The 24,655-nt window shown below is 62.7% G+C and carries 22 protein-coding genes, 1 tRNA gene and 1 other RNA gene; 15 read left to right on the top strand and 9 right to left on the bottom strand.

What is annotated here, in order from left to right:
- Positions 1-29: 29 nt before the first annotated feature.
- The 6 genes from recR to E8K79_RS14665 all read right to left on the bottom strand — a co-directional run bounded on the left by recR (position 30) and on the right by E8K79_RS14665 (position 3,667).
- Positions 30-623 carry a recombination mediator RecR gene (gene recR / locus E8K79_RS14690; protein ID WP_135868831.1) on the bottom strand — a complete coding sequence of 198 codons (594 nt, stop codon included), beginning with the start codon at positions 621-623 and terminating at the stop codon, positions 30-32.
- A gap of 141 nt (positions 624-764) precedes the next feature.
- Positions 765-1,079, bottom strand: coding sequence for a YbaB/EbfC family nucleoid-associated protein (locus E8K79_RS14685; protein WP_135868832.1), 315 nt, complete (start codon positions 1,077-1,079; stop codon positions 765-767).
- A gap of 49 nt (positions 1,080-1,128) precedes the next feature.
- On the bottom strand, positions 1,129-2,904 hold the full coding sequence (gene dnaX, locus E8K79_RS14680; protein WP_136515353.1) for a DNA polymerase III subunit gamma/tau: 1,776 nt from the start codon (positions 2,902-2,904) through the stop codon (positions 1,129-1,131).
- Between the two features lie 78 nt (positions 2,905-2,982).
- An RNA gene (gene ffs, locus E8K79_RS14675) (signal recognition particle sRNA small type) lies at positions 2,983-3,081 on the bottom strand.
- A 33-nt stretch (positions 3,082-3,114) separates the two neighbouring features.
- A tRNA-Ser gene (locus E8K79_RS14670) sits at positions 3,115-3,205 on the bottom strand.
- Positions 3,206-3,328: 123 nt separating this feature from the next.
- Positions 3,329-3,667 carry a hypothetical protein gene (locus tag E8K79_RS14665; RefSeq protein WP_135868834.1) on the bottom strand — a complete coding sequence of 113 codons (339 nt, stop codon included), beginning with the start codon at positions 3,665-3,667 and terminating at the stop codon, positions 3,329-3,331.
- A gap of 209 nt (positions 3,668-3,876) precedes the next feature.
- Between E8K79_RS14665 and mfd the strand changes: the two genes are divergently transcribed.
- The 3 genes from mfd (at position 3,877) to E8K79_RS14650 (ending at position 9,407) form a co-directional block, all read left to right on the top strand.
- Positions 3,877-7,347 (top strand): transcription-repair coupling factor, encoded by a 3,471-nt coding sequence (gene mfd / locus E8K79_RS14660; protein WP_136515352.1) that lies wholly within the window; start codon positions 3,877-3,879, stop codon positions 7,345-7,347.
- A gap of 57 nt (positions 7,348-7,404) precedes the next feature.
- Positions 7,405-8,337 carry a peptidylprolyl isomerase gene (locus E8K79_RS14655; RefSeq protein ID WP_136515351.1) on the top strand — a complete coding sequence of 311 codons (933 nt, stop codon included), beginning with the start codon at positions 7,405-7,407 and terminating at the stop codon, positions 8,335-8,337.
- A 95-nt stretch (positions 8,338-8,432) separates the two neighbouring features.
- On the top strand, positions 8,433-9,407 hold the full coding sequence (locus tag E8K79_RS14650; protein WP_136515350.1) for a peptidylprolyl isomerase: 975 nt from the start codon (positions 8,433-8,435) through the stop codon (positions 9,405-9,407).
- 77 nt (positions 9,408-9,484) lie between these two features.
- Here the strand turns inward: E8K79_RS14650 and E8K79_RS14645 are convergent, their stop codons facing one another.
- On the bottom strand, positions 9,485-10,375 hold the full coding sequence (locus tag E8K79_RS14645; RefSeq protein ID WP_136515349.1) for a DnaJ C-terminal domain-containing protein: 891 nt from the start codon (positions 10,373-10,375) through the stop codon (positions 9,485-9,487).
- Between the two features lie 149 nt (positions 10,376-10,524).
- Here E8K79_RS14645 and E8K79_RS14640 point away from each other — a divergent pair, with 149 nt between their 5' ends.
- On the top strand, positions 10,525-11,724 hold the full coding sequence (locus tag E8K79_RS14640; protein ID WP_136515348.1) for a protoporphyrinogen/coproporphyrinogen oxidase: 1,200 nt from the start codon (positions 10,525-10,527) through the stop codon (positions 11,722-11,724).
- Between the two features lie 69 nt (positions 11,725-11,793).
- On the opposite strand, the gene E8K79_RS14635 is transcribed toward E8K79_RS14640, so the two are convergent.
- On the bottom strand, positions 11,794-12,324 hold the full coding sequence (locus E8K79_RS14635; RefSeq protein ID WP_136515347.1) for a hypothetical protein: 531 nt from the start codon (positions 12,322-12,324) through the stop codon (positions 11,794-11,796).
- A 136-nt stretch (positions 12,325-12,460) separates the two neighbouring features.
- On the opposite strand from E8K79_RS14635, the gene E8K79_RS14630 reads away from it, so the two are divergent.
- Positions 12,461-12,934, top strand: a complete 474-nt coding sequence (locus E8K79_RS14630) for a peroxiredoxin (RefSeq protein ID WP_136515346.1) — start codon at positions 12,461-12,463, stop codon at positions 12,932-12,934.
- Positions 12,935-13,020: 86 nt separating this feature from the next.
- Here E8K79_RS14630 and E8K79_RS14625 read toward each other — a convergent pair whose 3' ends face one another.
- Positions 13,021-13,392 (bottom strand): hypothetical protein, encoded by a 372-nt coding sequence (locus tag E8K79_RS14625; RefSeq protein ID WP_135868842.1) that lies wholly within the window; start codon positions 13,390-13,392, stop codon positions 13,021-13,023.
- Positions 13,393-13,589: 197 nt separating this feature from the next.
- Here E8K79_RS14625 and E8K79_RS14620 point away from each other — a divergent pair, with 197 nt between their 5' ends.
- The 10 genes from E8K79_RS14620 to E8K79_RS14575 all read left to right on the top strand — a co-directional run bounded on the left by E8K79_RS14620 (position 13,590) and on the right by E8K79_RS14575 (position 24,547).
- Positions 13,590-14,126 (top strand): acyloxyacyl hydrolase, encoded by a 537-nt coding sequence (locus E8K79_RS14620; RefSeq protein WP_136515345.1) that lies wholly within the window; start codon positions 13,590-13,592, stop codon positions 14,124-14,126.
- Between the two features lie 149 nt (positions 14,127-14,275).
- Positions 14,276-14,683, top strand: a complete 408-nt coding sequence (locus E8K79_RS14615) for a GreA/GreB family elongation factor (RefSeq protein ID WP_136515344.1) — start codon at positions 14,276-14,278, stop codon at positions 14,681-14,683.
- A 170-nt stretch (positions 14,684-14,853) separates the two neighbouring features.
- Positions 14,854-16,194, top strand: a complete 1,341-nt coding sequence (locus E8K79_RS14610) for a GspE/PulE/PilB domain-containing protein (RefSeq protein WP_136515560.1) — start codon at positions 14,854-14,856, stop codon at positions 16,192-16,194.
- 108 nt (positions 16,195-16,302) lie between these two features.
- Positions 16,303-16,704, top strand: coding sequence for an NADH-quinone oxidoreductase subunit A (locus E8K79_RS14605; protein ID WP_135868846.1), 402 nt, complete (start codon positions 16,303-16,305; stop codon positions 16,702-16,704).
- Positions 16,701-19,085 carry an NADH-quinone oxidoreductase subunit B/C/D gene (locus tag E8K79_RS14600; RefSeq protein WP_136515343.1) on the top strand — a complete coding sequence of 795 codons (2,385 nt, stop codon included), beginning with the start codon at positions 16,701-16,703 and terminating at the stop codon, positions 19,083-19,085. The genes E8K79_RS14605 and E8K79_RS14600 overlap by 4 nt, the downstream gene beginning before the upstream one ends.
- A gap of 21 nt (positions 19,086-19,106) precedes the next feature.
- The gene (gene nuoE, locus E8K79_RS14595) at positions 19,107-19,580 is read left to right on the top strand and encodes an NADH-quinone oxidoreductase subunit NuoE (RefSeq protein ID WP_136515342.1); all 474 of its coding nucleotides are present in this window, start codon (positions 19,107-19,109) and stop codon (positions 19,578-19,580) included.
- A complete protein-coding gene (locus tag E8K79_RS14590) occupies positions 19,577-20,836 on the top strand; it encodes a complex I 51 kDa subunit family protein (RefSeq protein WP_136515341.1) in 1,260 nt (419 codons plus the stop codon). Before nuoE ends, E8K79_RS14590 begins: the two co-directional genes overlap by 4 nt.
- Positions 20,837-21,111: 275 nt before the next feature.
- Positions 21,112-23,067 carry a 2Fe-2S iron-sulfur cluster-binding protein gene (locus E8K79_RS14585; RefSeq protein ID WP_136515340.1) on the top strand — a complete coding sequence of 652 codons (1,956 nt, stop codon included), beginning with the start codon at positions 21,112-21,114 and terminating at the stop codon, positions 23,065-23,067.
- On the top strand, positions 23,064-24,053 hold the full coding sequence (gene nuoH, locus E8K79_RS14580) for an NADH-quinone oxidoreductase subunit NuoH (RefSeq protein ID WP_135868851.1): 990 nt from the start codon (positions 23,064-23,066) through the stop codon (positions 24,051-24,053). The genes E8K79_RS14585 and nuoH overlap by 4 nt, the downstream gene beginning before the upstream one ends.
- A 44-nt stretch (positions 24,054-24,097) precedes the next feature.
- Positions 24,098-24,547, top strand: coding sequence for an ankyrin repeat domain-containing protein (locus E8K79_RS14575; RefSeq protein ID WP_135868852.1), 450 nt, complete (start codon positions 24,098-24,100; stop codon positions 24,545-24,547).
- Positions 24,548-24,655: the final 108 nt, after the last annotated feature.

Below are 24,655 nucleotides of genomic sequence, written 5' to 3'. Positions count from 1 at the left end.
ATCGTTCTACATTTCCATCGGACGTCGGCTTACAGCTCCGACCGTCCCTCCACCGCCCGCTGCACCGTCGCCGCATCCACGTATTCCAGATCGCTTCCAATGGGGATGCCGTGCGCCAGACGCGTCACCTTGATCCCCAGAGGCTTGATCATCCTGGTGAGGTAGAGAGCGGTCGCCTCCCCTTCAACACTGAAGTTGGTGGCGATCAGCACCTCCCTTACCTCGCCCCCCTCAAGCCGCTGCATAAGCTCTGCGATCCTGAGGTCACGCGGTGTAACGCCGTTTAACGGTGAAAGAGCACCCTGCAGCACGTGGTATCGGCCGCGAAAAGCACGGCTTCTCTCCAGTGCGAGCAGGTCCTGCGGTTCCTCGACCACGCAGAGCGTGGCGGCGTCCCGCTCACCGGAGCAGATCCAGCAGGGATCGTCCTCGGTGATGGCAAAACAGACGGAACAAAAACGGACCCTTTCCTTCACCTGCACGAGGCTCTCGGCTAACGCCTCGATATTACCGGGATATTTAAGCAGATGAAACGCGAGCCGCAAGGCACTTTTTTCACCGACGCCAGGCAGTTTCTTCAATTCCCCCACCAGCCTGGTCAGCGAGCCCGAAAAATGTAGCATATTCCCACCACGGATAAAACAAGTTTTTACTGGTTATTTTTACCAAAAAAATTTTGATCGAAGATTTCTATAATTAGAGGGTGCACACCAATCGGCATACACCCTCTCCCTTACGTCAGGCGCCGCGCGGGCGCCAAGTACCTAGAACAGTCCCGGAATGCTCAGACCGCCGGTGATCTTGCTCATCTCTTCCGACATCGCCTGGTGCACCTTCTTGAGCGCCTCGTTCACGGCGGTCATCACCAGGTCCTGCAGCATCTCGACGTCTTCCGGATCAACCGCTTCTTTCTTGATGACCAGGGAAAGCACCTGATTCTTGCCGTTAACAACCACCGTTACGGCACCGCCGCCGGTGGTCACTTCGGCGGTGCGCTCCGCCGCCTCTTCCTGCAGCTTTCCCATCTTCTGCTGCATCATCTGCGCTTGTTTCATGATCTGCGCCAAACCTTTAGACATCTTATCCTCCAATTTATCTTTTATTGTCGCAGCGTACCGCGGAACATCGTTATGATTTTGCCACTTCTTTTCGCGGTAATTCCTGCACCTCGGCGATTTCGCCGTCGAACATCTCCACCGCGGCGGCCACCAGCGGGTGCGCCTCGGCCTCGCGCCTCAGGGTTGCCTTTCGCTCGGCATCTTCAAGGCTTTTTTTTTCCGAAAGGGTCGGGGCGGCATCGGAGGGAGGAGCACTGAGCGCGACCACCTTGATCTGGGTCGGCACCCCGAAGTGTGCCTGGGCAAGCCCCTTCAGCTCGTTGACCTGGTCGGGGTCCTGCAGGCGGGTCAATTGGAAGCTCCCCTGCAGGCAGCCGATCTCCAGGTGCCCCTCGGATACCCGCACCGGGTAGACCTCCTCCAGCGCGCCGCCAAGCATAGGTTTCTTCGCCTTCACGGCGCGGACGAAACCGCTCCAGAGGTCGGCGGTGGCGGCACCGGCGAAACTGGCGGCTGCAGCTGCCGGGGGTACCGGGGCTGGCGAGGCCGAATGCGAAGCATGGGAGTTATGGGAAGCATGGGACGGCGGCGTAGACGCCGCTGCAACGGGGGCGGCTGCGGGACGCGCCGGGGCGGCGTGCTGCGACGCCGGACGTGCCGCCGGGGCGGACGGGCGCGCCGCTTCGACACGCTGCGGCACCGGGCCTCCCTGCTCCAGGGTGTCCAACCGGCGCAGAAGCTCCTGCACGGGGATCGCCGGCGCGAGGGCCGCCATTTTCATCAGCGCCATCTCCAGGATCAGGCGCGGGAAACCGGCGTGGGCCATCTCGGCCTCGCTCTTCAGCAGGATGCTCAGATGACGCTGCAAGTCCTGCTGCGCGCTCTTCTCTCCGAAACCGCGCAGCTCGGCGAGCTCGGCATCGGAGAGCTCCAAAAGCTCACCCGGCTCGCCCACCGCCTTCAAGATGGCGATGTTCCTGAACTGGTTGATGAGCTCATGGCAGAACTGGCGCATGCTGTAGCCGAAAGAATCCACCTGGGCTACGATCTCGAGCGCCCCCCTCACGTCGGAGTCGAGCACCGCGCGGCAACCGTCCATTATGAGACGCCGGTCCACGACGCCCAGCAGCGCGGCCACGTCGGCATCGGTGACGGAATCGCCGCAGAAGGCGAGCACCTGGTCGAGCGTGGAGAGCGAGTCGCGCATGCTCCCGTCGCCCTTTCTCGCCACCACGGCGAGCGCCTCGTCCGAGATCTGCACCCCCTCCTGGTCGACTATGTAGCGCAGCCTCGAGACGATGCGCGGCAGCGCGATCCTCTTGAAGTCGAAACGCTGGCAGCGCGAGAGAATGGTAATCGGGACCTTGTGCGGTTCGGTGGTGGCGAAGATGAACTTGACGTGCGGCGGGGGCTCCTCCAGCGTCTTCAACAGCGCGTTGAAGGCGTTGGTGGTGAGCATGTGCACTTCGTCGATGATGAAGATCTTGTAGCGCGAGCGGGACGGCAGGTACTTGATGTTGTCCCGCAGTTCGCGGATGTCGTCGACGCCGGTGTTCGAGGCGCCATCGATTTCGAAGACGTCGACCGAGTTCCCGTCGGTGATCTCGAGGCAGGTCGCACAGCTGTTGCATGGCTCGACGGTCAGCCCGCTCTCGCAGTTGAGCGCCTTGGCGAGGATACGCGCGGAGCTGGTCTTGCCGACGCCGCGTGCGCCGGTGAAGAGAAAGGCATGCGCCACCCTGCCGCCGTCGATGGCGTTTTTCAGGGTCTGACTGACGTGCTCCTGGCCGACCAGGTCGCTGAAGGTCTGGGGGCGCCATTTTCTAGCGAGAACGAGATAGGACAAGGCGGCGTACCTCTATGGCAACAAGTGGTTCATGGTTTCGCGTGGGGCTTGGGGGGCAGGGGGGTTGCGGAAAGAGCTGATAGCTGGGCTACCCCGCGGCACACGGGGGCGGTTACTGCCGCTGCTTCCTTCCGGACCTGACGGGGTTCATAACCTTCCGTTGCGCGGGACCCAGCTATCAGGTCTATCCACAAAGGGTAAATATAAATATGGCGGAGAGAGAGGGATTCGAACCCTCGGTACGCTATTAACGTACACACGCTTTCCAGGCGTGCTCCTTCAACCACTCGGACATCTCTCCACAGCAAGGAGGAGATATATAATACACGCCGAGTTAATTGTAAAGTGAATTCTTCATGGGGACGAAATACACCGGCAGCCCCGGCAGAAGCTGTGCGCCGGACCCGGCACCAGGACGCTCCGGTCAACCAGCCAGCTCATCCGGGCCGCGCCGCTTCTTGCGCATGAAGATAGCCTGCAGCAGGGACTGCTTCTCCTTTTTCAGGAGCTGCTTCGCGATGATGGAACGCACCGACAGGAGCTCCATCCTGAGCGCCTCGGCGTCCTTCACCAGGTGGCGCGCCCTCGGATCGCTCCTGACGTACGGGGAGAGCAGGTGCACCGCCTCACTGATCTTGCGGCTCACCAGCACGCGCTCCCGGTAGTCGTCCAGCCCCCCCGATTTGAGGCGTTCCTCTAGTGCGGCAAACTCCGTGGTGAAGTAGTTGATCACGTCGGAGTGTAGGACATCTTCTTGTTTCATAGGCTCACCAATCCTTAATGAAGGTTTGTACTTACACCGTTTTCCGACCTTCACAGAGCTATTCGGCGGCTCCATTTTTTTCTTTACCTTTATTTGGGGTCCGCGGCAAAAGTTTGCGGCGCAACTGGCTGGATAATCGGCCCCGATTTTGCTATGCTCGACCGGTGCTGTCCGCTCCACCCACCAAAGAGAAAGGCCCCCCCGCGACGATGACCATGCCCGTACCGCAGTATCTTAAACAGCTTAGCGAGAAGCTCTCGGCTTCCTCCTGCCAGGTGAGCGTGACGGGGCTCGAGGGTTCGGCCCCGGCCTACCTCCTCTCCCGGCTCGCCGCGAGCGACGCTTCGCCGCTCATCGTCCTCACCGCCGACCAGGAAAGCGCCGACGAGATCACCCGCGAGCTCCGCTTCTTCTCCACGCACCCCGAGACCGTGCTCCCCCTCCCCGCCTGGGACGTCACACCCTTCGAGGCGGCCTCGCCGCACCCCGACATCGTGGGGGAACGCCTGAACGCCCTGGTGCGCCTCATGGACGGCGCGGTCCGCGCCCTCGTCCTCCCGGTGGCAAGCGCCATGCAGCGCGTAATCCCGCGCGACACGCTGGGCGGGGTGTGCCAGTACCTCGTGGCGGGCGAGGAACTCGAGCGGGAAAGCCTGGTCGAGAAGTTGGTGAAGCTCGGCTATTCCCACGTTCCCCTGGTCGAGGACCGTGGCACCTTCTCGGTACGCGGCGGCATCCTCGACATCTTCCCTCCCGACCGGGACATGCCGGTCAGGATCGAGTTCTTCGGCGACCTGGTCGAGACCATGCGGCTTTTCGACCCGGTGACCCAGCGCTCCCTCGAAGCGCTACCGGAACTGGTGCTGCTCCCCTCCCGCGAGGTGATCCTCTCGACGGAGGTGGTGAAGGAGTTGGCCCCCAGACTGAAGCGGCGCTGCGACCACCTGGGGATCGGCGCGGACCGGCGCCGGGAGCTCCTCGACCAGTTGCAGCATGCCATCTACCCGCCTGGGGTCGACTTCCTGCAGCCCCTTTTCCACCCGGGACTGCAGACCGTCTTCGACTACGTAGGCGAAGGGGCGGTGCGCGTCCTCGTCGATCCCGAGGCGATCCGCGAGGCGGCCGAGCGCTTCCGCGAGGAGCTCGACAGCGCGGTCCGGCGTGCCGAACTGCGTGACGCCATCACGGGCGACCCCGCCGAACTCTACCTGGCCGACGACTTCGAGCGCCTCCTTCTTGCCGGGCGCCACCTCGAGTTCCCGCGCCTTGAGATCGAGGGGGAAGGGGGCGAGAAGCTCCGCCTCAAATGTGCGGGGAACCAGGACCTAAGACTCGACGCCACGCCGGAAGGGGAGCGGGTGCTGGCGCCTCTCACCGAGAAGATGGTGGGATGGATCGCGGCCGGGCACCGCGTGCTCGTCCCCTGCCACCAGGCGGGACAGGCGCGCAGGCTCTACGAACTCCTCTCCCACTACCGGATGCCGCTGGAGCACTCCTCCGACCGCTTCGAGGTTGCGGCGGGACGCCCGCCGGGGCGTGTCGAGATCGTCATCGGCGAGATCTCGCGCGGCTTCCGTCTCGAGGAGGAGCGCCTGGTGGTGGTTGCCGAGGAGGAGATTTTCGGCAAGAGGGTGAAGCGGCGCGGCATTTCCGAAGCGAAGAAAAAGCAGCTCCTCACCTCGCTCGCCGAGCTTAAGCCCGGCGACCATATGGTGCACGTCGACTTCGGCGTCGCCCTTTACCGGGGGCTCGAGCACTTCAGCCTCACCGGTCTCGAGGGGGACTTCCTGCTCCTCGAGTACGCAGGCGGAGACAAGCTCTACCTCCCGGTGGACCGCATAAACCTGGTGCAGCGCTACGTGGGCGCCGAGGGGATCGAGCCGCGGCTCGACAAGCTGGGTGGGGCCGGCTGGGAGAAGGCAAAGGCGAAGGCCCGCGCCGAGATCGAGGAGATGGCCGCCGAGCTTTTGAAGATCCATGCCGCACGCGAAGTGCAGCAGGGGTACCGCTACTCCCCGGCCGACGACATGTACCGCGCCTTCGAGGCGGCCTTCGCCTTCGAGGAGACCCCGGACCAGGCAGCCGCCATCGACCAGGTCATTGCCGACATGGAGAGCACCCGCCCCATGGACCGCCTGGTCTGCGGCGACGTAGGCTACGGCAAGACCGAGGTGGCCATGCGCGCCGCCTTCAAGGCGACCCTGGACGGCAAGCAGGTGGCTATCCTGGTCCCGACCACGGTCCTCGCCCAGCAGCACGCGGAGAGTTTCGCGGCGCGCTTCAAGGAGTACCCGGTCCGCGTGGAGATGCTGTCACGTTTTCGCACCGCGCAGCAGCAAAGGGAGATACTCGAGGGTGTGAAAAAGGGGGACGTGGACGTCGTCATCGGCACGCACCGCCTCCTGCAGAAGGACGTCGTCTTCAAGGACCTGGGCCTTCTCATCGTCGACGAGGAGCAGCGCTTCGGCGTCGCTCATAAGGAGAGGCTCAAACAGTTCAGGGCGGTGGTGGACATCCTCACCCTCACCGCGACACCGATCCCGCGCACCCTTTACATGTCGCTCATGGGGATACGTGACCTCTCCATCATCGACACCCCGCCGGTGGACCGGCTCGCCATCAAGACCTTCGTTTCGCGCTCCTCGGACGAGCTGATCCGCGAGGCGGTCATGAGGGAGCTAAGGCGCGGCGGCCAGGTCTTCTTCGTGCACAACCGGGTGCAGACCATAGGCGCCATGGCCGAGGAGCTGAAACGCATCGTGCCGGAGGCGAAGATCGCGGTCGGGCACGGGCAGATGGCCGAGAAGGAGCTGGAGCAGGTGATGCTCTCCTTCATGCACGGCGAGACCAACCTCCTTTTGTGCACCACCATCATCGAGAGCGGCCTCGACATCCCGACCGCCAACACCCTCATCGTGAACCGCGCCGACACCTTCGGCCTCGCGCAGCTCTACCAGTTGCGCGGCAGGGTCGGCCGCTCCAAGACCCGCGCCTACGCCTACCTCCTCATCCCCGGAGAAGGATCGATCTCCACGGACGCGCGCGAGCGGCTGAAGATCATCCAGGAACTCACCGAGCTGGGGGCCGGCTTCCGCATCGCCACCCACGACCTCGAGATCCGCGGCGCCGGCGACCTTCTGGGCGCACGGCAAAGCGGGGACATCGCCGCCGTCGGCTTCGAACTTTATACCGAACTCCTGGACGAGGCGGTGCGCACCTTGAAGGGCGAGGAGCTCCCGGAGCGGGTCGAGCCGGAGATCAAGCTCAAGGTCCCCGCCTTCATCCCTGAGGAGTACGTGAGGGATCCGAACCAGCGCCTCATGATCTACAAGAAACTCACGCAGCCCGCCGACGAGGCGGAGATCGACGACATCAAGGAGGAGCTCGCCGACCGCTTCGGACCGCTCCCACCGGCGGCGCTCTACCTCATCGAGATCATGCGCCTGCGCGTCGGGCTGAAGCGGCTCCTCGTCAAGGAGATCGAGCTCGCCGGCAACGAGATCGCCCTCGCCTTCCACGAGAGGACCCCGGTCTCCCCCGACGCCATCACCGGCATCTTGCGCAAAGAGAAGGGAAAATACCGGTTTACGCCGGACTTCCGGCTCTACGTCCGGGTCGCCGACAGCTCCTTCGACGGGGTGCTGGCGGAGGCCAGAAATGTCTTGAAATGCTTAGTCTGATATGCTAGCGTTCACCGGATTGGAAATCATTTACGCAACTTATAAAAGGAGCTAACCGTGCAATTCAGCAAATCTGCCACCGTACTTTTACTCGCTCTCTGCGTTGCCGTGACCGGCTGCAAGAAAGAGGCGGCCACCGGGGTGAAACAGGAAGGCCCGGGTAAAGGGGTCGTCCTCGCCGAGGTGAACGGCGCCACCATCACGGACAACGATTTCTACAAAGAGCAGGCCGCTCTTCCCCCGTACCTGAAGCCGATGACCGAGACCCCGGAAGGGAAGAAGGAAATGATCGACACCATGGTGGTGCGCGAGCTGATCATGCAGCAGGCACAGAAGGAAGGGATCGACAAGAGCCCGGACGTCGCCGCACGCCTGGAAGACCTGAAAAAGCGCGTCATCGTCGAGGCATTCCTGAAGAAGAAGGTTGAAGAGATCGGCAAGGTCACCGACGCCGAGCTGCAGGACTACTACAACAAGAACAAGGACAAGTTCCAGACCGGCGCACAGATCAGAGCGAGCCACATCCTGGTCAAATCCGAGGATCAGGCGAAGGACATCGAGAAACAGCTTAAGGCCGGCGCTAACTTCGAGGACCTGGCCAAGAAGTTCTCCATCGACGGCGCAGCCCAGAAAGGTGGCGATCTCGGCTGGTTCGGCAAAGGCTCCATGATCCCCGACTTCGAAAAGGTCGCTTTCGGTATGAAGGAAGGGCAGACCTCCGGCATCGTGAAGACCCAGTTCGGCTACCACATCATCAAGGTGACCGGCCAGCGCCCCGCCGGCCCGCGCTCCCTCGAAGAGGTGAAGGACCAGATCAAGGCGGCCCTCCTCCCGGAGAAGCAGCAGGAGACCTTCAAGAAACTCAAGGATGACCTGAAGAAGCAGGCGAAGATCAGCGTTAAGGAAGACGCGCTGAAAGGGCTCAAGGGACCTGAGGGCGCCAAAGAGGGCGCACAGCCGGCAGCCGGCCAGCCCGCCCAGGCGAAATAGTCGGAATCACAAGGAATAACCGAAACAGCCAACGGCCGGGCGCAAGTCCGGCCGTTTTTGCACAAACGCCGCATGCGCGGCTATAGAGAGACACCATGGCTAAGATCATCATGGCCTGCACCCTGCTGGCCCTCCTGGCAGTATCCCCCTTCCCGTCCCAGGCAAAACAGATCAGCGGCATCGCTGCCGTCGTCAACGACGAGGTGATCACCACCGTCGACCTCGACAAGGAATATGCCCAGATGCTGAAGGAGAGCGAGAAGCTCCCGCCAGCAGAGAAGATGGGGCTCAGAAGTGCGGCGCTGAACCGGCTCGTGGACAAGAAGCTGGTCGAGCAGAAGATCCGCGAGCTGGACATCAAGGTAGGCGACGACGAACTGCGCGCTTCCATCGAGGACGTCAAGAAGCAGAACAACCTCACCCAGGAGGCGCTGGAGCAGGCTCTGGCGGCCCAGGGACTCACCTTCCCGCAGTACAAGGCGCAGTTGAAGGAGCAGTTGGAGCGGATGCGGCTCATGAGCCAGGAGGTCCGTTCCAAGATCCAGGTGGGTGAACGCGAGATGCGCGAGTACTACGACGCGCATAGCGACAGCTACGGCGGCGCCGAGACCTTCCACGCCCGGCACATCTTCTTCAAACTCGATCCCAAGGCTAAACCGGAAGATGCCGCCGCCACGGAGAAGCTCGCCACGGAGAAGCTCGCCAACGAGGTGCTCGCGAAGGCGCGCGCGGGCGAGGACTTCGCCGCCCTCGCCAAGAAATACTCCCAGGATCCCGCCGCCGCCAAGGACGGTGGGGACCTAGGCAGCTTCAAGAAGAGCGACATGCTTCCCGAGATCGGCGACACCGTTGCCGCCATGAAGCCGGGCGAGGTGAGCTCCATCGTACGGAGCCCGGCCGGTCTCCACATCATTAAGCTGGAGCAGAAGAGCCGCGGGACGGGCCGCCCCTTCGAGGAGGTCAAGGACTCCATCGAGGAGCAGCTCTACAAGAAGAAGTCGGACGAGCGCTTCAACCAGTGGGTGAAGGACCTTCGTAACGCCGCCAGCATCGACATCAAGCAGCCCTAGCCGCTGCTACCCCAGAAACGAAAACCCCCCTCGCCGGTCCGCGGCGAAGGGGATTTTTTTTGCCGGTGCCGGAGGGGTCAGAGCCCTTCCGCCGCCAACTGCTCCATCAGCTCGCGCTGGTGAGAGGTGAGCTTTTCCGGCACGTGCACCGCGACCCGCACGTACATGTCGCCACGTCCACCCCCCCCCATCAGCGGAAAGCCGAGCCCCTTAAGGCGCACCTTGGTGCCGGACTGGATGCCGGCCGGGATCCTGATCCGCTTGGTCCCCTGCATGGTCGGCACCTCGAGCTGTCCCCCGAGGACCGCCTCGGAGAAGCGCACCTCGTTGTTCAGCACGATGTCGTTACCCTCGCGTTGGAACAGGGGATCGGCGCTGACCAGGACGGTCAGGTAGAGGTCCCCGGGAGGCCCCCCCATGCGCCCCGGCCCACCGCGTCCCGCCACCCTCAGCCGCGCGCCGCTTTCTATTCCGGCGGGAACCTTCACCGACAGCTCCTCCCGGGAGCCGTCACGCATGAAGGCGACCCGTTTCTCCGCGCCGTCGTAGGCGTCCCGGAAGGTGACCTGGAGTTCCATGGAGAAGTCCTCGCCCCTTGCCGCCGCCCTGCCCCGGCCGCCGCGCTGGCGCCGCATGGCGTCCCCGAAGATGCGCGAGAAGATGTCGTCGGTGCCGAAACCCTGGTCGCGGAACATGTCGTCCACGTTGAAGCCCCGGAAGATGTCCTCCTGCGAGAAGCGCTGGTGAAAATTGGTGGAGCCGAACTGGTCGAACTGCTCCTTCTTCTGTGGATCGGACAGGACGGCGTACGCCTCGTTGATCTCCTTGAAGCGCTCCTCGGCCTCTTTGTTCCCCGGGTTCTTGTCCGGGTGGTATTTCACCGCGAGCTTGCGGTAGGCCCGCTTGATTTCGTCGGCCGAGGCGCCTTTTTTCAGACCGAGCACCTCGTAGTAATCTCTTTGTGCCATAACGGAAGTCCTTTCAATGTCCCTGGAATTGCTCCACAGAATGTAATTGCTGCCCCCACTAATGTCAACATGTTGTAAACCTTGACAACTCCGCGCGGGCGGGCTTATATAGGCTGCAATTAACGACCCTTAAAAACAGGAGCCGCCAGATGAAGCAATTCGACGCCATCGTGATAGGAGCAGGGATCAGCGGGCTCAGTTTCGCCAGTCATGCAGCCGCCAAGGGACTCAACACCCTGGTCCTTGAAAAGAGCTATCGTCCCGGCGGATGTTTCCATTCGCACCGCTTTCAGGGAAGTGCCGAAGGCTTCTGGCTCGAACTCGGCGCCCACACCTGCTACAACTCCTACGGCGGGCTGTTAGAGCTCATGGAGCGCCACGGGCTTATGCAGAGCATCCTTCCGAGGGAGAAAGTCTCCTTCAAGATGCTGGTCGGCAACGAGGTCAAAAGCATCCCTTCACAGCTCTCCTTCGTCGAACTTTTCACCTCAGCCTGGCAGCTCTTCACCCTGAAGAAGGATGGGGAGAGCGTCGCATCGTACTACGGGCGCATCGTTGGGCGGAAGAACTATAAAAACGTATTCGGTCCGGCCTTCAACGCGGTCATCTCGCAGCGCGCCGACGACTTCCCCGCCGACATGCTTTTCAACAAGCGTCCGAGGAGAAAGGACGTCATCAAGAGCTTCACCCTGAAGGGGGGGCTTAACAGCGTCATCGACGGGCTCGTCGCGGCCCGTGGCATAACCCTGGAGACAGGTGCGGAGGTCGTCCGCATCTCCAAGGACGCGTCCGGTTATGAGGTGGAACTCTCCGACGGGACCGTCTACGGTGCACCGAGGCTCACCCTCGCCGCCCCGCCGCCGGCGAGCGCGGCGCTTGCCGCCGGCATCGCCCCCGAACTCGCCAAGGTGCTTTCCGCGCTCAAGCTGGAGACCATTGAGACGGTAGGGGTGGCGGTTCAGAAGAGCAAGCTGCAGCTGCCGCTTCTGGCCGGTCTGATTCCGATCGGTGAAGAATTCTACTCCGCCGTTTCTCGTGACACCGTAGCCCACGGCAGCTATCGGGGATTCAGCTTCCACTTCAAGTCCGACAAGCTCCCGCTGGATGCGAAGCTGAATCGGATCGCCCAAGTGCTAAAGGTTAAGCCCGAGGATCTCGAGCAGGTGGTGGAGCGTGAGAGCCAGCTCCCGTCGCCGGTGGTGGGCCATAAGGCGCTCACCGACGAGGTCGACCGCCTGCTGCAGGGAAGTAGCCTATACGTGACAGGGAACTACTTTGCCGGGATGGCGGTGGAAGACTGCATCGTGCGTTCGAAGAAGGAGTTCGAGAGGCTGGCAGCGACGCTCTAATAGATTGGCTGGGATAGATGAGAAGGCGAGCCCGCCTCCACGAAAGTGGGGGGCGGGCTTTTTTAACTCCTAAAGTCCCGCCCGCCAGAAATAGAATCCCGCCGCACCGCCGTAGAGCAGCACCCCCGCAGGATTGGAAAGGGCAACCCGTACATCCTGCCCCGACGGAATCGAGCTGTAACTGAAAACGTAAATGGCAACGTACATGAGCAGGGTGTGCGACAGGTCCGGGGGAAACCACGTGTTCCATCCAAGGTACAGATAATAAGCAACCACGTTCAGCAAAAGCGGCGCAAGCGCCGAGGGTAGCGCGGAAACGGTCCCGGCGTTACTGATGGTCACCGAACCCAGCACCCAGCGCCCCTCGCCTTCCCGCCGCGGGATAATGCTGAACCCCACGGGCCTCCCGCCGGTCACCGCAGCCACCACCAGGTGAGAAAGCTCATGCAGCAGCGTCCCCGGAAGTGCCCAGCAGATCTGCCATAGGGCTCCCGCCCTCCCGACCCGCGCCTGCAACACCGCCATCGCTATCACGAGCAGGACCCCGGCAAAGTGATGCCAACGCTCCGGATCGCCCGCCACCTCCATGATGCCGCCCATCTCCCCTCCTCCCATAAAACCGGCCACAGCATACCCTGAAAGGACGGAGCTGACAACCGCAGCCTTATCCCTTGCCATTCATGCCCAGTCTGCTATGTTTAACCAGTTAATGAGAACCATATCCAAGGAGGCAGGCATGTCACTAGAAGGCCAGAAGGCGCCGGATTTCAGGCTCCAGGGGAGCGACGGGAAGGAGCATTCGCTGAAGGAGTACGCGGGGAAACTCGTGGTGCTCTTCTTCTATCCTAAAGACAACACCCCCGGCTGAACCGCCGAGGCGGTCGGCTTTGCAAAGCTGCAGCCGCTTTTCCTCCAGTTGGGGGTCGTATTGGTAGGCATTTCCAAAGATTCGTTAAAGTCGCACGAGAAGTTCATTGCCGACTTCAAGCTCCCGTTCACCCTCCTCTCCGACCCGGACGCGTCGGTGATGAAGGCATACGGCGCCTTCGGTGAGAAGGTTCAGTACGGCAAAACCACCATGGGGGTGATCCGCTCCACGGTGGTGCTCGCGCCTGAGGGAACCGTGATCAGGCACTGGACGAAGATCGCGAAGGCCTCTGAACATCCTGACAAGGTGCTCGATTTCTTCAAGATGCTGGCCAGAGGCTGAACCTGGACAATAAAAGGGGCGAAGACGGAAGTCTTCGCCCCTCATCGTCAGCAGAAGCGGAGGCGCGCGGACGCGGAGCCTGTCTATCAGTCCACGTAGTTGTAGTTGGTTTCCGAATCCAGAATCTTCACCAGTGACTCTGCGGTGTACGGGAACTCTGTCTGTGCCTCCTCAACCTTTCTGTCAGGCGGCGGCGTCCAGTGCAACACCCACTCTCCGTCACGCTGTTCCCTCGTCACCCGCCCGCGGCATCTTGCTTCAAGAGTGCGCCACATCTCATCCTCGTTGATCAACTCGAATCCGCCGATGTTTTCGCTCTCTTTCAGGTTCTGCAGGAATCGGTCAAGCAGGTCGAAATCGATGAAATCCTCCTCATTGCGCCACCACTTGATGAATACCATGTCAGGGTGAGCGCTCTTCGCATCTCTGATCTCTTTTACCAGCTGGTATCCTTTCATGGGCACCTCCTTCCGGCTGTCATTAACAGCCTCCTCCTGCCTGTTTACCGCCTATTAAATAGTACATCTGCTAAGGTTTTTCCGCAACAAAAGGACTTTTTGCCGTGGGAGCCTCCACTCTGGACGAAAGATGCTTGAATTTTGTGGAATTATGGCTACACCTTATGAGGTTAATCAACCCTAACTCGGGGCAAGCCATGAAAAGCATACTCCTTATGGTGATCGCAGCATTAGCTCTACTTTCGGCCATAGCAAGTCCCGCCGCAGCGGGCAACTGGGGGCCAGCCGGCGTGAGGGGTGGCGTCTCTGTAGACGGTAAGGACGACGGGGCCTATTTGATCGAAGCCTTCGGTACGTACCAACTCCCCTGGGGCCTGCGCAATAAAGCAGGCTGGGGAGTAGGAACCGAGGTGGCGATCACCGCAGGAACTTTGAGCACAGAAGAAGACAATGGGTTCATCGGCACCCTCGGGCCCGCCTTCAGGTTGGGGAATCCGCAATTCCCCCTCGAACTCGACCTCGGTATCAGCATCGCCATCATTTCCCGCGACCGCTTCGGCTTGAAAGACTACAACGGCATTCAGCAGTTCGTCTCACACGCCGAGCTGATCTACCATGTCACCCCAGGCTTCGGTCTCTCCTACCGTTTCCAGCACATGTCCAACGCCGGTTTCAACGGCGGCCCGAACCCTGGCATCAACATGCATCTGATCGGAATCAACTGGTACCCCTAGACAGATTCCTCCGCGCGTTATAGTATCTGTCGCCGTCACCCGACAAGTGACCTAAACATCTCTCAGGAAGGTTTCCCATCGTAACGAACAAAAAGAAGCAACTGCACCGTCTCATCATCGACCGCCTCACCCATGATCTGGACACCCTGATGAAGGCCGCGAAGGCGGCCCATGAAGCGGCCATCCACGAAGAAAACATCCCCGACAACAAGTACGACACACTGAGCCTCGAGGCCTCTTACGTGGCGCAAGGGCAGGCAAACCGAGCCCAGGAGGTAAAGCTCGCCCTGCAGGCCTACCGCGGCCTGTCACTGCAGCCCTTCAACGCCTTGGCCGAAATCCGCCTCACCGCGCTGGTCACCCTGGAAGGGGACGACGGAGCGCTGAAAACGGTCTTCATCGGCCCGCAGGAAGGTGGCTTAAAACTGCTGCTGGATGGCGAGGAAGTCCTGGTCATTACTCCGAGTTCCCCGATGGGGCGAGAGCTGATCGGCAAGTCCCTCGGCGACACGGTGGAAATAGGCAGCGCCTCCTACGAGATCGTCGACCTCTGCTGAACGACAACGCCCCCCTTTGCTATTGACATCTACGTGAAGCGGCTCTAAATTGGCGCCTGACCGGCACGGGATGCCGCCCCAAAACGGCAGTTCCGCCCCCCTGCACCTGATGCGGCATGACCGGTCTTGCGATGCGATTTCATGTGATGGCGGAGGACGTTTTGGAGAAGATGAGATTGGGCGAAATGCTGGTCCAGGCGGGAAAAATCACGCCGTTCCAGTTGGAGGAAACCCTCAAGGGGCAGGCCATTTTCGGCGGTCGTTTCGGCACCAACCTCGTAGAGATGGGGTACCTAGATGAGCGCGACCTGGCTGAGTTTCTGAGCCAGAAGACCGGGGTTCCCCACGCCACCCCGGAACAGCTGCTCGACATCCCCGACGAAGTCATCAAGCTCATCTCATACGACTACGTGAAGAAATACCGCGTGGTCCCCATCGAATTGAACAAGCGCAAGCTCACCCTGGCGATGGTAGATCCTACCGATTTCAACGCCATAGACGAAATTTCCTTCGCCACCGGCCTCATCATCATGCCTGTGATCGCCCCGGAACTGCGCATCGTCACGGCGATGGAGAAGTACTACCGCATCAAGCGTGAGGTTCGCTACATAAGCGTGGAGGGAGGGAGCAGGAGCAGGAACCGGCACCATACCTCGCATCAGCCCGTTCCTCAGACGGCAATCCCGGCAAACCGAGTAGCCGCCGCCCCTCCCCCTCCCGCGCCCCCGAAACCGACCCTCGAGTTATGGCCGGCCCACGAAGAGGATGAGATTCTCGACCTCCCGGTGCTCGAGGACCTGAGTTGCCTGGAACTCCTTGAACAAAGCGAAGTGCAGCAGGCCGACCTCGCGCTGCAGCCAGCCACACAGGCTCCGGCGGCAGCGGCCCCAGGCGCAGCGATTCCGCCAGCGGCTCCGGAAAGTGCAGCCGCGCCCACGCCTGCCGCCGAGCCCGCCACACCGCACACCACGCCCGAGCCGCCCGCCGCCGAGATCTACGAGGAGGTTGAAGACCCGGAGCAGGATTACTCCCTGGAGAGCGTGCTTGCAGGTCTTGCCGAGCCGGATGACCGAGACTGGATCGCGGAACTGGTCACCGGCCACCTCGGCTCCCAGTTCCGCCGGGTCGCCTTTTTCCTTTTGCGCGGCGGCCGTGCTTCCGGCTGGGTGGCGCGGGTCGACAACAGGCCGGTCCCTGAGTTCGAGGAGCTGGAGCTCTCGCTTACCGAGCCGTCGGTGCTTAACGTGGTGGACCAGAGTAAGAACTACTTTATGGGCCCGATGCCCGCGACGGCCGGCAACCAGGCCATCATGGAGGCGCTGGGTGGGGGAACTCCCTTTAACAACCTCCTGGTCCCGCTCGTGATGATGGGACGCGTCGTAGCCGTCCTCTATGTCGGCGGCGGTAGTACCCCTCTCGAGGAAAAACTTCCCGAAATCCAGAAGCTCATCGGCAAGGCCGCCATGGCCTTTGAGATACTCATCCTGAAGAGCAAGATCATGATGACCTGACCCTCTAATGAAAGACTAAATTAACCGCGGGAAAAATTGACTTTCAGCCGCCCTACGCTAGATTATACGGGTACCAAAATCCCCTGATACTCTCATTGAAAGGCCGGTATGCCAGTAACCGCTCAGCAGGTAGAGTTCATCCCTCTCGCCATCTACACCGCAGCCGCGGTGGGGCTCATCGCCCTGCTTTTAGCCGCGGCGTACTTTCTCGGCTCCGGGAAGGACTCAGCTGACAAGCACATCCCGTACGAATCGGGCGTCGTCCCCACCGGGGCCGCCCGCCACGCCTCACGCGTTCCCTTCTACCTCATCGCCATCTTTTTCATCGTCTTTGACGTCGAGGGTGCCTTCATCCTGACCTGGGCCACCGCCTGGGACCTTCTGGGCATCCCCGGCCTCGTCCACATCACCGCCTTTATCGTCATCCTCATGCTGGGGCTTGTCTGGCTCTGGATCAAGGGTGGCCTTGAATGGGGACCTTCAGCCGTCCGCGAGCGAGGTAAGCCTTGAGCGAGAGGGCCGACGAAAAAATACCGGAAAACGTCCTCCTCACCAACCTTGACGACCTGATCAACTGGGGGAGGGCGAACTCACTGTGGCCCATGTTCTTCGGGCTGTCTTGCTGTTTCGTGGAGATGATGGCCTCCTTCACCTCGCGCTACGACGTCTCGCGCTTCGGTGCCGAGGTCCTGCGCGGCACGCCGCGCGAGGCCGACCTCATGGTTATCGCGGGGACCGTCTTCAAGAAGATGGCACCCTGTATCCTCAGGCTTTACGACCAGATGGCGGAGCCCAAGTGGGTCATCTCCATGGGAAGCTGCGCCAACTCCGGCGGTATGTACGACGTCTACAGCGTCGTGCAGGGGGTGAACCAGATCCTCCCCGTCGACCTCTACATCCCCGGCTGTCCGCCGCGCCCCGAATCCTTCCTCGAAGGGCTCATGCTGCTGCAGCAAAAGATCAGGACCGAGGAGCGTCCGACGCGTCCCGTGCTCCGCATGCAGGGGGGGACCCAGGGGACGGTGGCCCCGATCCTCGTGGACGGCGTCACCAAGTCGCGAGACACCCGCGGCCCCGGCATGGAGGGGACCGCCATCCGCGGCAGCGCCATGCAGCACCCGCACTTCGCGGCGCCCCGCTCCGACGAGCTCTGGCGCCCGAAACAGCCGCACCTCCCCTACCCCGACTTCGGCCTAGAAGGCGAACTGCACGCCGTTTTCGGTGCCGAGGTGGCCGTCGATCCGGCCGCCTGCGACATGCTCACCCTGCGCGCCCCGGCCCGGCTGGTGCCAGAGCTGCTCGCGCACCTTAAGAAGCGCAGTGCCTCCCCCTTCCGCCGCCTGGAGGATATCGCCTGCGTCGACGAATCGTGCCGGCGCGACCGCGACCGCTTCCGCGACTTCACCGTGAACTACCACCTCACCTGCTTCGACACCCCGGGCAGAATACGGGTCAAGACCGAGCTTGACGGGGCGTACCCCGAGATGCCGAGCGTCACCTCGGTCTTCCCGGCCGCCGACTGGTACGAGCGCGAGGCCTACGACATGTTCGGCATCCGCTTCGCCGGACACAAAAACCTCACCCGCATCCTGATGCCGCCGGACTGGGAGGGGCACCCGCTCAGGAAGGAACACCCCTCCCGGGCAACCGAGATGCCCCCCTACACAGCCGACGAGGCGCGCCGGCGCAAGGCGCTTCCCGCCAGCGACTTCTTCGACCGCGTCGACGATGAGACCCTCATCCTGAACCTCGGCCCCCAGCACCCGGGGACCCACGGCGTGGTCCGTTTCGTGTTGAAGCTCTCCGGCGAGGAGATCGTCGACATGGAGAGCGAGATAGGCTACCACCACCGCGGCGCCGAGAAGATCGGCGAGCGCCAGAACTGGCACCAGTTCATGCCGTACACGGACCGGATCGACTACCTGGCCGGGGTGCAGAACAACCTCGCCTACCTGAACTCGGTCGAGAAACTGTGCGGCATCGAGATCCCCGAGCGTGCCACCTACATCCGCGTCATGCTCTGCGAGCTGTTCCGCATCGCGAACCACCTGGTATGGCTCGGGACCTTCGCCGCGGACATCGGCGCCATGACCCCGGTTTTCTACACCTTCACGGACCGCGAGAAGATCTTCGACATCGTCGAGCTGATCACCGGCGGCCGCATGCATCCGGCCTGGTTCAGGATCGGCGGCGTCGCCGACGACCTCCCGCCGGGATGGCTGGAGAAGGTGCGCGCCTTCCTGGAGTGGTTCCCCCCGCGCCTTGCCGAGTACGAAAAGCTTCTTACCGGCAACCCGATCTTCACCGCGCGCCTCAAGGAGGTCTCCGCGATCACCGTGGACCAGGCGATGGAATGGGGCCTCAGCGGTCCGATGCTGCGCGCCTGCGGCTTCGACTGGGACCTCAGGAAGAAGATGCCCTACGGCGGCTACGACCGCTTCAAGTTCGACGTCGCCGTCGCGCAAGGCGGGGACTGTTACGCCCGCTACCTCGTGCGCATGGAGGAGATGCGGCAGTCCTTCGCCATCGTGAAGCAGGCCGCAGAGGGGATGCCGGACGGCCGCTGGATCTCCCAGGACTACCGTTACACGCTTCCGCAGAAACGGGACGCGCTGAACGACATCGAGTCGCTGATCCACCACTTCGTGAATGCGACGCGCGGCATGTCGCCCCCGAAGGGGGAATGCTACGCCCCGATCGAGGCGCCCAAAGGTGAGTGCGGCTACTTCGCGGTCTCGGACGGTCTGCACACCGCCTACCGCATGCGGATCAGGACCCCGACCTTCCCGCACATCCAGTCGCTCCCCGTTTTGAGCCGCGGCTGGCTCGTGTCGGACTTTCTCGCCATCCTCGGTTCCATCGACTTCGTGCTGGCGGACCTGGACCGGTAACAATAAGGAGCAGAACTCGGGATGATACCGGAGAGTTTGAAAAAAACGCTGGAGGCGCGCGTCGCCTCCGCCATCACCGCGCGGGAGGCCGCGGTAGACGTGATGAAGGAGCTACAGGCCCATTACGGCTGGCTGACCGACGAGGCGGTCGGGGAGGCGGCAAGCCTTCTCGGGCTCTCGCCGCTGCAGGTCGAGGAGCTCGCCACCTTCTACGAGATGATCTACCGCCGCCCGGTAGGGAAGAAGGTGATCCACGTCTGCGATTCCATCTCCTGCTGGTGCGTCGACTGCGAAGGCATCATCGAGCACCTGAAGAAGAAACTCGGCGTCGGCCTCGGCGAGACCACCGCGGACGGCATGTTCACCCTACTCCCATGCTGCTGCATGGGGATGTGCGGCGACGGTCCGGCCATGTCGGTGGGCGACGTCCCGTACGGGAAGCTGACCCCCGAGCTGGTGGACGAAATACTGGAGATGGAGCGGCAAAAAGCATGACACTCCCGCTTTTCCGACATAACCGTGCAAACCGCGTGGTCACCTTCGACGAGTACCGTGAGGAGGGGGGCTTCGAGGGGCTCAAGAAGGCCTTCACCGGGATGAGCCCCGCCGAGGTGCAGCAGACCGTGATCGATTCGGGACTGCGCGGCCGCGGCGGCGCCGGTTTCCCGACGGGTCGCAAGTGGTCCTTCGTGCCGCGCGATCTCCCGGGGCCGCGCTGGCTCATCTGCAACTGCGACGAGATGGAGCCCGGCACCTACAAGGACCGGGTGCTCCTCGAGCATAACCCCTACTCGCTGATCGAGGGGATGACGCTTGCCTGCTATGCGCTCGGCGTCCGTCACGCCTTCATCTTCATCCGCAAGGGTTACGAGAAGGCGGCGGCGAACCTCGCGTGCGGCATCGACGAGGCAAAGCAGGCGGGACTCCTGGGAGAGAAGATCCTCGGGACGGAGCACTCCATCGAGCTGGACCTGCACCTCTCCGCCGGCCGCTACATCTGCGGCGAGGAAACCGCCCTTATCAACGCCCTGGAGGGGAAGCGACCGAACCCGCGGCAAAAGCCCCCCTTTCCGGCGGTTAAGGGGCTCTGGCAGGGGCCGACCGTGGTGAACAACGTGGAGACGCTGGCCAACATCCCGGCCATCGTCGCCAACGGAGCCGCCTGGTTCAAGGGGCTCGCGCTCAACCCGGAAGGGGCAGGGAGCAAGCTCTTCTGCGTGAGCGGCTCGGTTAAAAACCGCGCCTGCGTCGAGCTCCCGATCGGGAGCACCCTCGAGGCGGTCCTCGACGCCTGCGGCGGCATGCGTGAAGGTAGGAAGTTCAAGGCCTGCATCCCGGGTGGCGCCTCGACACAGTTCCTGAAACCGGAGCACATGAAGCTCCCGATGGACTACGACACCGTGGCCAAGGCAGGCTCCCGGCTCGGCTCCGGCGGCGTGATCGTCTTCGACGAAAGCCACTGCCTCATCGAGGCGACCCTGAACCTGATCACCTTCTTCGCCCGGGAATCCTGCGGCTGGTGCACCCCGTGCCGCGAGGGGCTCCCCTTCGTGAGGGAGATCCTAACCAGGATCGAGAACGGCCGCGGCGTGGAGGACGACATCGCCATCCTGCGCGAGCACGTGAAGTACCTGAATTACAGCTTCTGCGCCCTCGCGCCGGGGGCCATGGCCCCCCTTGAAGGGCTATTGCGCGACTTCGAGGACGAGGTGCGGGAGCATATCGTTAAGAAGAAGTGCCCGCTGAAGTAAGGTTATAAGAAGCTCGCTCCCTATCCCGCAAACTGCGCAGGTAGATGGCAGATGCTGAGCGGCTGCGGTTCGGACGTGCCAGCGAAGAGCAAATCCCCCCCGTCCCCCCTTCGCAAAGGGGGGAGCGCGAGGTAGGTTACGGCGCTTAGGGGCACACAAAGGGCCCTCCCTCTGGAAGCCACGTCCATCCTCCCTCTCCCCCGGGAGAGGGTCGGGGTGAGGGCGTCGCGGGATAAGAGAGATGGGACGGAAGCATATAAGGACGAAAGAGGAAGATGCCCAAACTGATCATCGATGACATACCGGTAGAGGTTGCGCCGGGAACGAGCGTGCTGGAGGCGGCGCGAAGCGTCGGCATAACCATCCCGCACTTCTGCTACCATCCTGCGCTCGCCATCGCCGCGGCCTGCCGCCTCTGCGCCGTGAAACTCCTGGACGGCCCGGTGAAGGGAATCCAGATGTCGTGCGCCCTCCCGGCCCAGGACGGCATGGTGGTCTCGACCACCGATCCCGAGGCGCTCAGGATGCGCCAGCTGGTGATCGAGTGGCTCATGATGAACCACCCGCACGACTGCCCGGTCTGCGACGAGGGGGGCGAGTGCCTCCTGCAGGACTTCACCATCGCCGGGGGGCACAGCCGGCGCCGCTACCAGGGTAAAAAGAGGACCTTCCAGAACCAGTACCTGGGCGAGACGATCCACCACGAGATGAACCGCTGCATCGAGTGCTACCGCTGCGTCAGGTTCTACCAGGATTACGCCGGCGGTACCGACTTCGGCGTGACCGGGAGCGCCGGCCGGGTCTACTTCGGCAGGTTCAAGGAAGGGGCCCTCGAGTCTCCCTTCTCAGGCAACCTGGTCGACATCTGCCCAACCGGGGTCTTCACCGACAAGACCGGGCGCTTCCGGGCCCGCTACTGGGACTACGAGTTCGCCCCCTCGGTCTGCCAGCACTGTTCGGTCGGCTGCAACACCGCGCCGCAGAACTTCCAGAGGGAGACCATCAAGATCGTGGGACGCCGCAACGACCAGGTGAACGGCTGGTTCATCTGCGACCGCGCCCGCTTCGACAAGGGTTACCTGAACGACCCGCAGCGCCCGCGCGAAGCGCGCCTGGATGGTGCCACCTGCGGCTACGAAGACGCCATCGATGCGGCCGCCAAGGCGATCGGGAAGTTCGTCGCCCAAAACGGTGCGGAAAGCCTCGCCTTCGTCGCCTCCTCAAGACTCTCCCTGGAGGGGATGACCCTGCTGGCGCAGCTCGCCCGCACCGTCGACGGCGCCCGGCTCTGCTATTTCGGCGACGGGGCAGAGCTTGCCGGCAGCGTGGCGGCGGCGAGACTACTCCATGAGAAGAACAGCGCCTACCTGCGTGACATCGAGAAGGCGGAGTGCATCGCGCTCTATTCCCTTGATCTCATGGAGGAAGGCCCCATGCTGGCCCTGGCGGTGCGCAAGGCGTTTCTTGCCGGTGCGCAGATCTACCTGGTAGACGGCGATCCTATTCCGGCCAAGCAAAAGCTTCCCTTTACCTTCACCGCGGTAGCCAACCTGGACGAGGTCCCCTTCGAGGGGGGCGGCAGGGGGGTGGTCATCGCAGGCGCCGGGAAGAAGGATGCGGACCTTTTGGATCAGCTTGCCTCGGGGGGAGCCAAGCTCGTGATGCTACAGCCGGGCCCCAACGCCATGGCGGGAGGGCTCCTCACCCTGGAATTCGGGGGAGAAGCGTTTTCTGAGCTGGCTTCGGCCGGGAAGATAAAGGGTGTCGTCTGCTTCGAAGCCGACCTGCCCGATGGGCTCACAGCCGACGTCGAGGTGCTGGCCTGCGCCGACTGGCGTAACAGCGCGGCTGCCGTGAAGGCGCCGGTTTTTCTCCCCACCACCACCTGGGTCGAGTCGGACGGCACCGCCATCAACTACGAGGGGCGCGCGCAGCGCTTCCGGCGCACGCGGGTGTCCGGCCTTCCCCTTAAGGGGCTGGACTCCAAGTACTACGGCTCCGCAGCCGACGCAGCGGCAGAGCACCCGCCACGGGTGCATCGAAAAGAAATACCCGGCGGCGCGGAGCGGGACGCCTGGCGTGTCATGGCGCAGCTCATCGAGAGACTGGGGGGACGGACCATCGAGGAGCCCCTCACCGGGAGATGGAGCAAGCTGAAGGACCTCGATCCGGAAGGTGAAGGGGTCCGCGTCTTCAACCTTCTGCAGGGCGATCCAAGGACCGAGCCATGACTTGGGATACCGTCGACATAGCGCTGATGCTCGGGAAGATCGTCTTCGTCTTCGCCGTCATCCTCACCTATGCAGCCTACCTGGTGCTGGCGGAACGGCGCATCCTCGGCTTTCTCCAGGACCGCATCGGCCCGAACCGGGTCGGTCCATGGGGCCTTTTGCAGCCGCTGGCCGACGTCATCAAGATGCTCACCAAGGAGGACATGATCCCGAGCGCTGCGGACCGCCTCCTCTTCTCGTTAGCACCGGCCATGGCGGCGCTGCCGGCCATCCTCACCTTCGCCATCATCCCCCTGGGGGCGCCGGTGGAGATCTTCGGGCACAAGGTGACCATGCAGGTCGCCGACCTGAACGTGGGGGTGCTCTACTTCATGGCGCTCTCATCGGTCGCGGTCTACGGCGTCGCCCTCGGCGGCTGGGCCTCCAACTCGAAGTACGCGCTCTTAGGGAGCATCCGCGGCCTGTCCCAGCTCATCTCCTACGAGCTGTCCATGGGGCTCTCCCTGGTTCCCGTGGTCATGCTGGCCAAGTCGCTGAGCCTCGCCGACATCGTCAACGCCCAGGCGGATATGCCGTTCATCGTGTACCAGCCGCTCGCCTTTGCGATCTTCCTGGTCAGCATCCTGGCCGAGTGCCGCCGCATCCCCTTCGACCTCCCCGAGGCGGAAGGGGAGCTCGTCGCCGGCTTCCACACCGAGTACTCCGGGATGCGCTTCGGGCTCTTCTTCGTCGGGGAGTACATCAACATCATCTCTCTGGGCTCGCTCGCCTCGCTCTTCTTCCTGGGCGGATGGCGCGGCCCGCTACTGCCGCCGATCCTCTGGTTCTTCATCAAGGTCGGATTGTTCTCGTTCCTGTTCATCTGGGTCAGGGGAACCCTGCCCCGCCTTCGCTACGACCAGCTCATGCATCTGGGCTGGAAGTTCCTGACACCGCTAGCTCTTCTCAATATTCTGGTCACCGGTTGGTGGCTGGCTTTACGATAGGGGGCGTTGTACTGGGCAATGCATTCAACAAAGGAGGAACTGCGATGACGACAACCGTGGAAGTCGAGTTGGGGGCAGGGTTTACAGCACAGGTGGATGCGGTGGACAAAAACGGCCACACCGCACTCATGGACGCGGCAAAGGCCGGCAATCTTGCTGAGGTGAGCGAGCTTTTGGAGCGCGGCGCCAGCATCACCGCCAGAAGCGACAAGGGAAAGACCCCGCTGCATTTCGCAGCAGCGCACGGCAAGGCGGACGTGGTACGCCTGCTGCTGCAAAAGGGTGCCGAGGTCGATGCCCGCGACCGCGACGGCCACACGCCTCTCATGCTGGCAGCCAACTACGGCTGCACCCAGACCAGTCAACTGCTGGTCGACAACGGCGCCGACCCCATGGCGCTGTCATACTCCGGAACCACCGCCCTGGCCTACGCAGAGAACAACCGTCACAAACAGACCCTCGACGTCTTGCTGAAGGCACTACGGCCCAACTAACACCTCCTTCCGGCAGACAGCCCCGCGCTGTCTGCCGGGCCCCGGCCGCCTCTCCGGGCGCGGCAAATCCTGCCGAAGTTTGAGGCGACGGCAGGCAACTTACGGCAA

Source organism: Geomonas edaphica, assembly GCF_004917075.1.
GTDB lineage: Bacteria > Desulfobacterota > Desulfuromonadia > Geobacterales > Geobacteraceae > Geomonas > Geomonas edaphica.
This window is presented reverse-complemented; position numbering and strand designations above follow the sequence as displayed.

Excerpts from the sequence above, each read along its gene's own strand:
- recR (WP_135868831.1), bottom strand. The coding sequence starts at position 623 with ATGCTACATTTTTCGGGCTCGCTGACCAGGCTGGTGGGGGAATTGAAG.
- E8K79_RS14685 (WP_135868832.1), bottom strand. The coding sequence starts at position 1,079 with ATGTCTAAAGGTTTGGCGCAGATCATGAAACAAGCGCAGATGATGCAG.
- E8K79_RS14665 (WP_135868834.1), bottom strand. The coding sequence starts at position 3,667 with ATGAAACAAGAAGATGTCCTACACTCCGACGTGATCAACTACTTCACC.
- mfd (WP_136515352.1), top strand. The coding sequence starts at position 3,877 with ATGACCATGCCCGTACCGCAGTATCTTAAACAGCTTAGCGAGAAGCTC.
- E8K79_RS14650 (WP_136515350.1), top strand. The coding sequence starts at position 8,433 with ATGGCTAAGATCATCATGGCCTGCACCCTGCTGGCCCTCCTGGCAGTA.
- E8K79_RS14645 (WP_136515349.1), bottom strand. The coding sequence starts at position 10,375 with ATGGCACAAAGAGATTACTACGAGGTGCTCGGTCTGAAAAAAGGCGCC.
- E8K79_RS14640 (WP_136515348.1), top strand. The coding sequence starts at position 10,525 with ATGAAGCAATTCGACGCCATCGTGATAGGAGCAGGGATCAGCGGGCTC.
- E8K79_RS14635 (WP_136515347.1), bottom strand. The coding sequence starts at position 12,324 with ATGGGCGGCATCATGGAGGTGGCGGGCGATCCGGAGCGTTGGCATCAC.
- E8K79_RS14625 (WP_135868842.1), bottom strand. The coding sequence starts at position 13,392 with ATGAAAGGATACCAGCTGGTAAAAGAGATCAGAGATGCGAAGAGCGCT.
- E8K79_RS14620 (WP_136515345.1), top strand. The coding sequence starts at position 13,590 with ATGAAAAGCATACTCCTTATGGTGATCGCAGCATTAGCTCTACTTTCG.
- E8K79_RS14615 (WP_136515344.1), top strand. The coding sequence starts at position 14,276 with ATGAAGGCCGCGAAGGCGGCCCATGAAGCGGCCATCCACGAAGAAAAC.
- E8K79_RS14610 (WP_136515560.1), top strand. The coding sequence starts at position 14,854 with ATGAGATTGGGCGAAATGCTGGTCCAGGCGGGAAAAATCACGCCGTTC.
- E8K79_RS14605 (WP_135868846.1), top strand. The coding sequence starts at position 16,303 with ATGCCAGTAACCGCTCAGCAGGTAGAGTTCATCCCTCTCGCCATCTAC.
- nuoE (WP_136515342.1), top strand. The coding sequence starts at position 19,107 with ATGATACCGGAGAGTTTGAAAAAAACGCTGGAGGCGCGCGTCGCCTCC.
- E8K79_RS14590 (WP_136515341.1), top strand. The coding sequence starts at position 19,577 with ATGACACTCCCGCTTTTCCGACATAACCGTGCAAACCGCGTGGTCACC.
- E8K79_RS14585 (WP_136515340.1), top strand. The coding sequence starts at position 21,112 with ATGCCCAAACTGATCATCGATGACATACCGGTAGAGGTTGCGCCGGGA.
- nuoH (WP_135868851.1), top strand. The coding sequence starts at position 23,064 with ATGACTTGGGATACCGTCGACATAGCGCTGATGCTCGGGAAGATCGTC.
- E8K79_RS14575 (WP_135868852.1), top strand. The coding sequence starts at position 24,098 with ATGACGACAACCGTGGAAGTCGAGTTGGGGGCAGGGTTTACAGCACAG.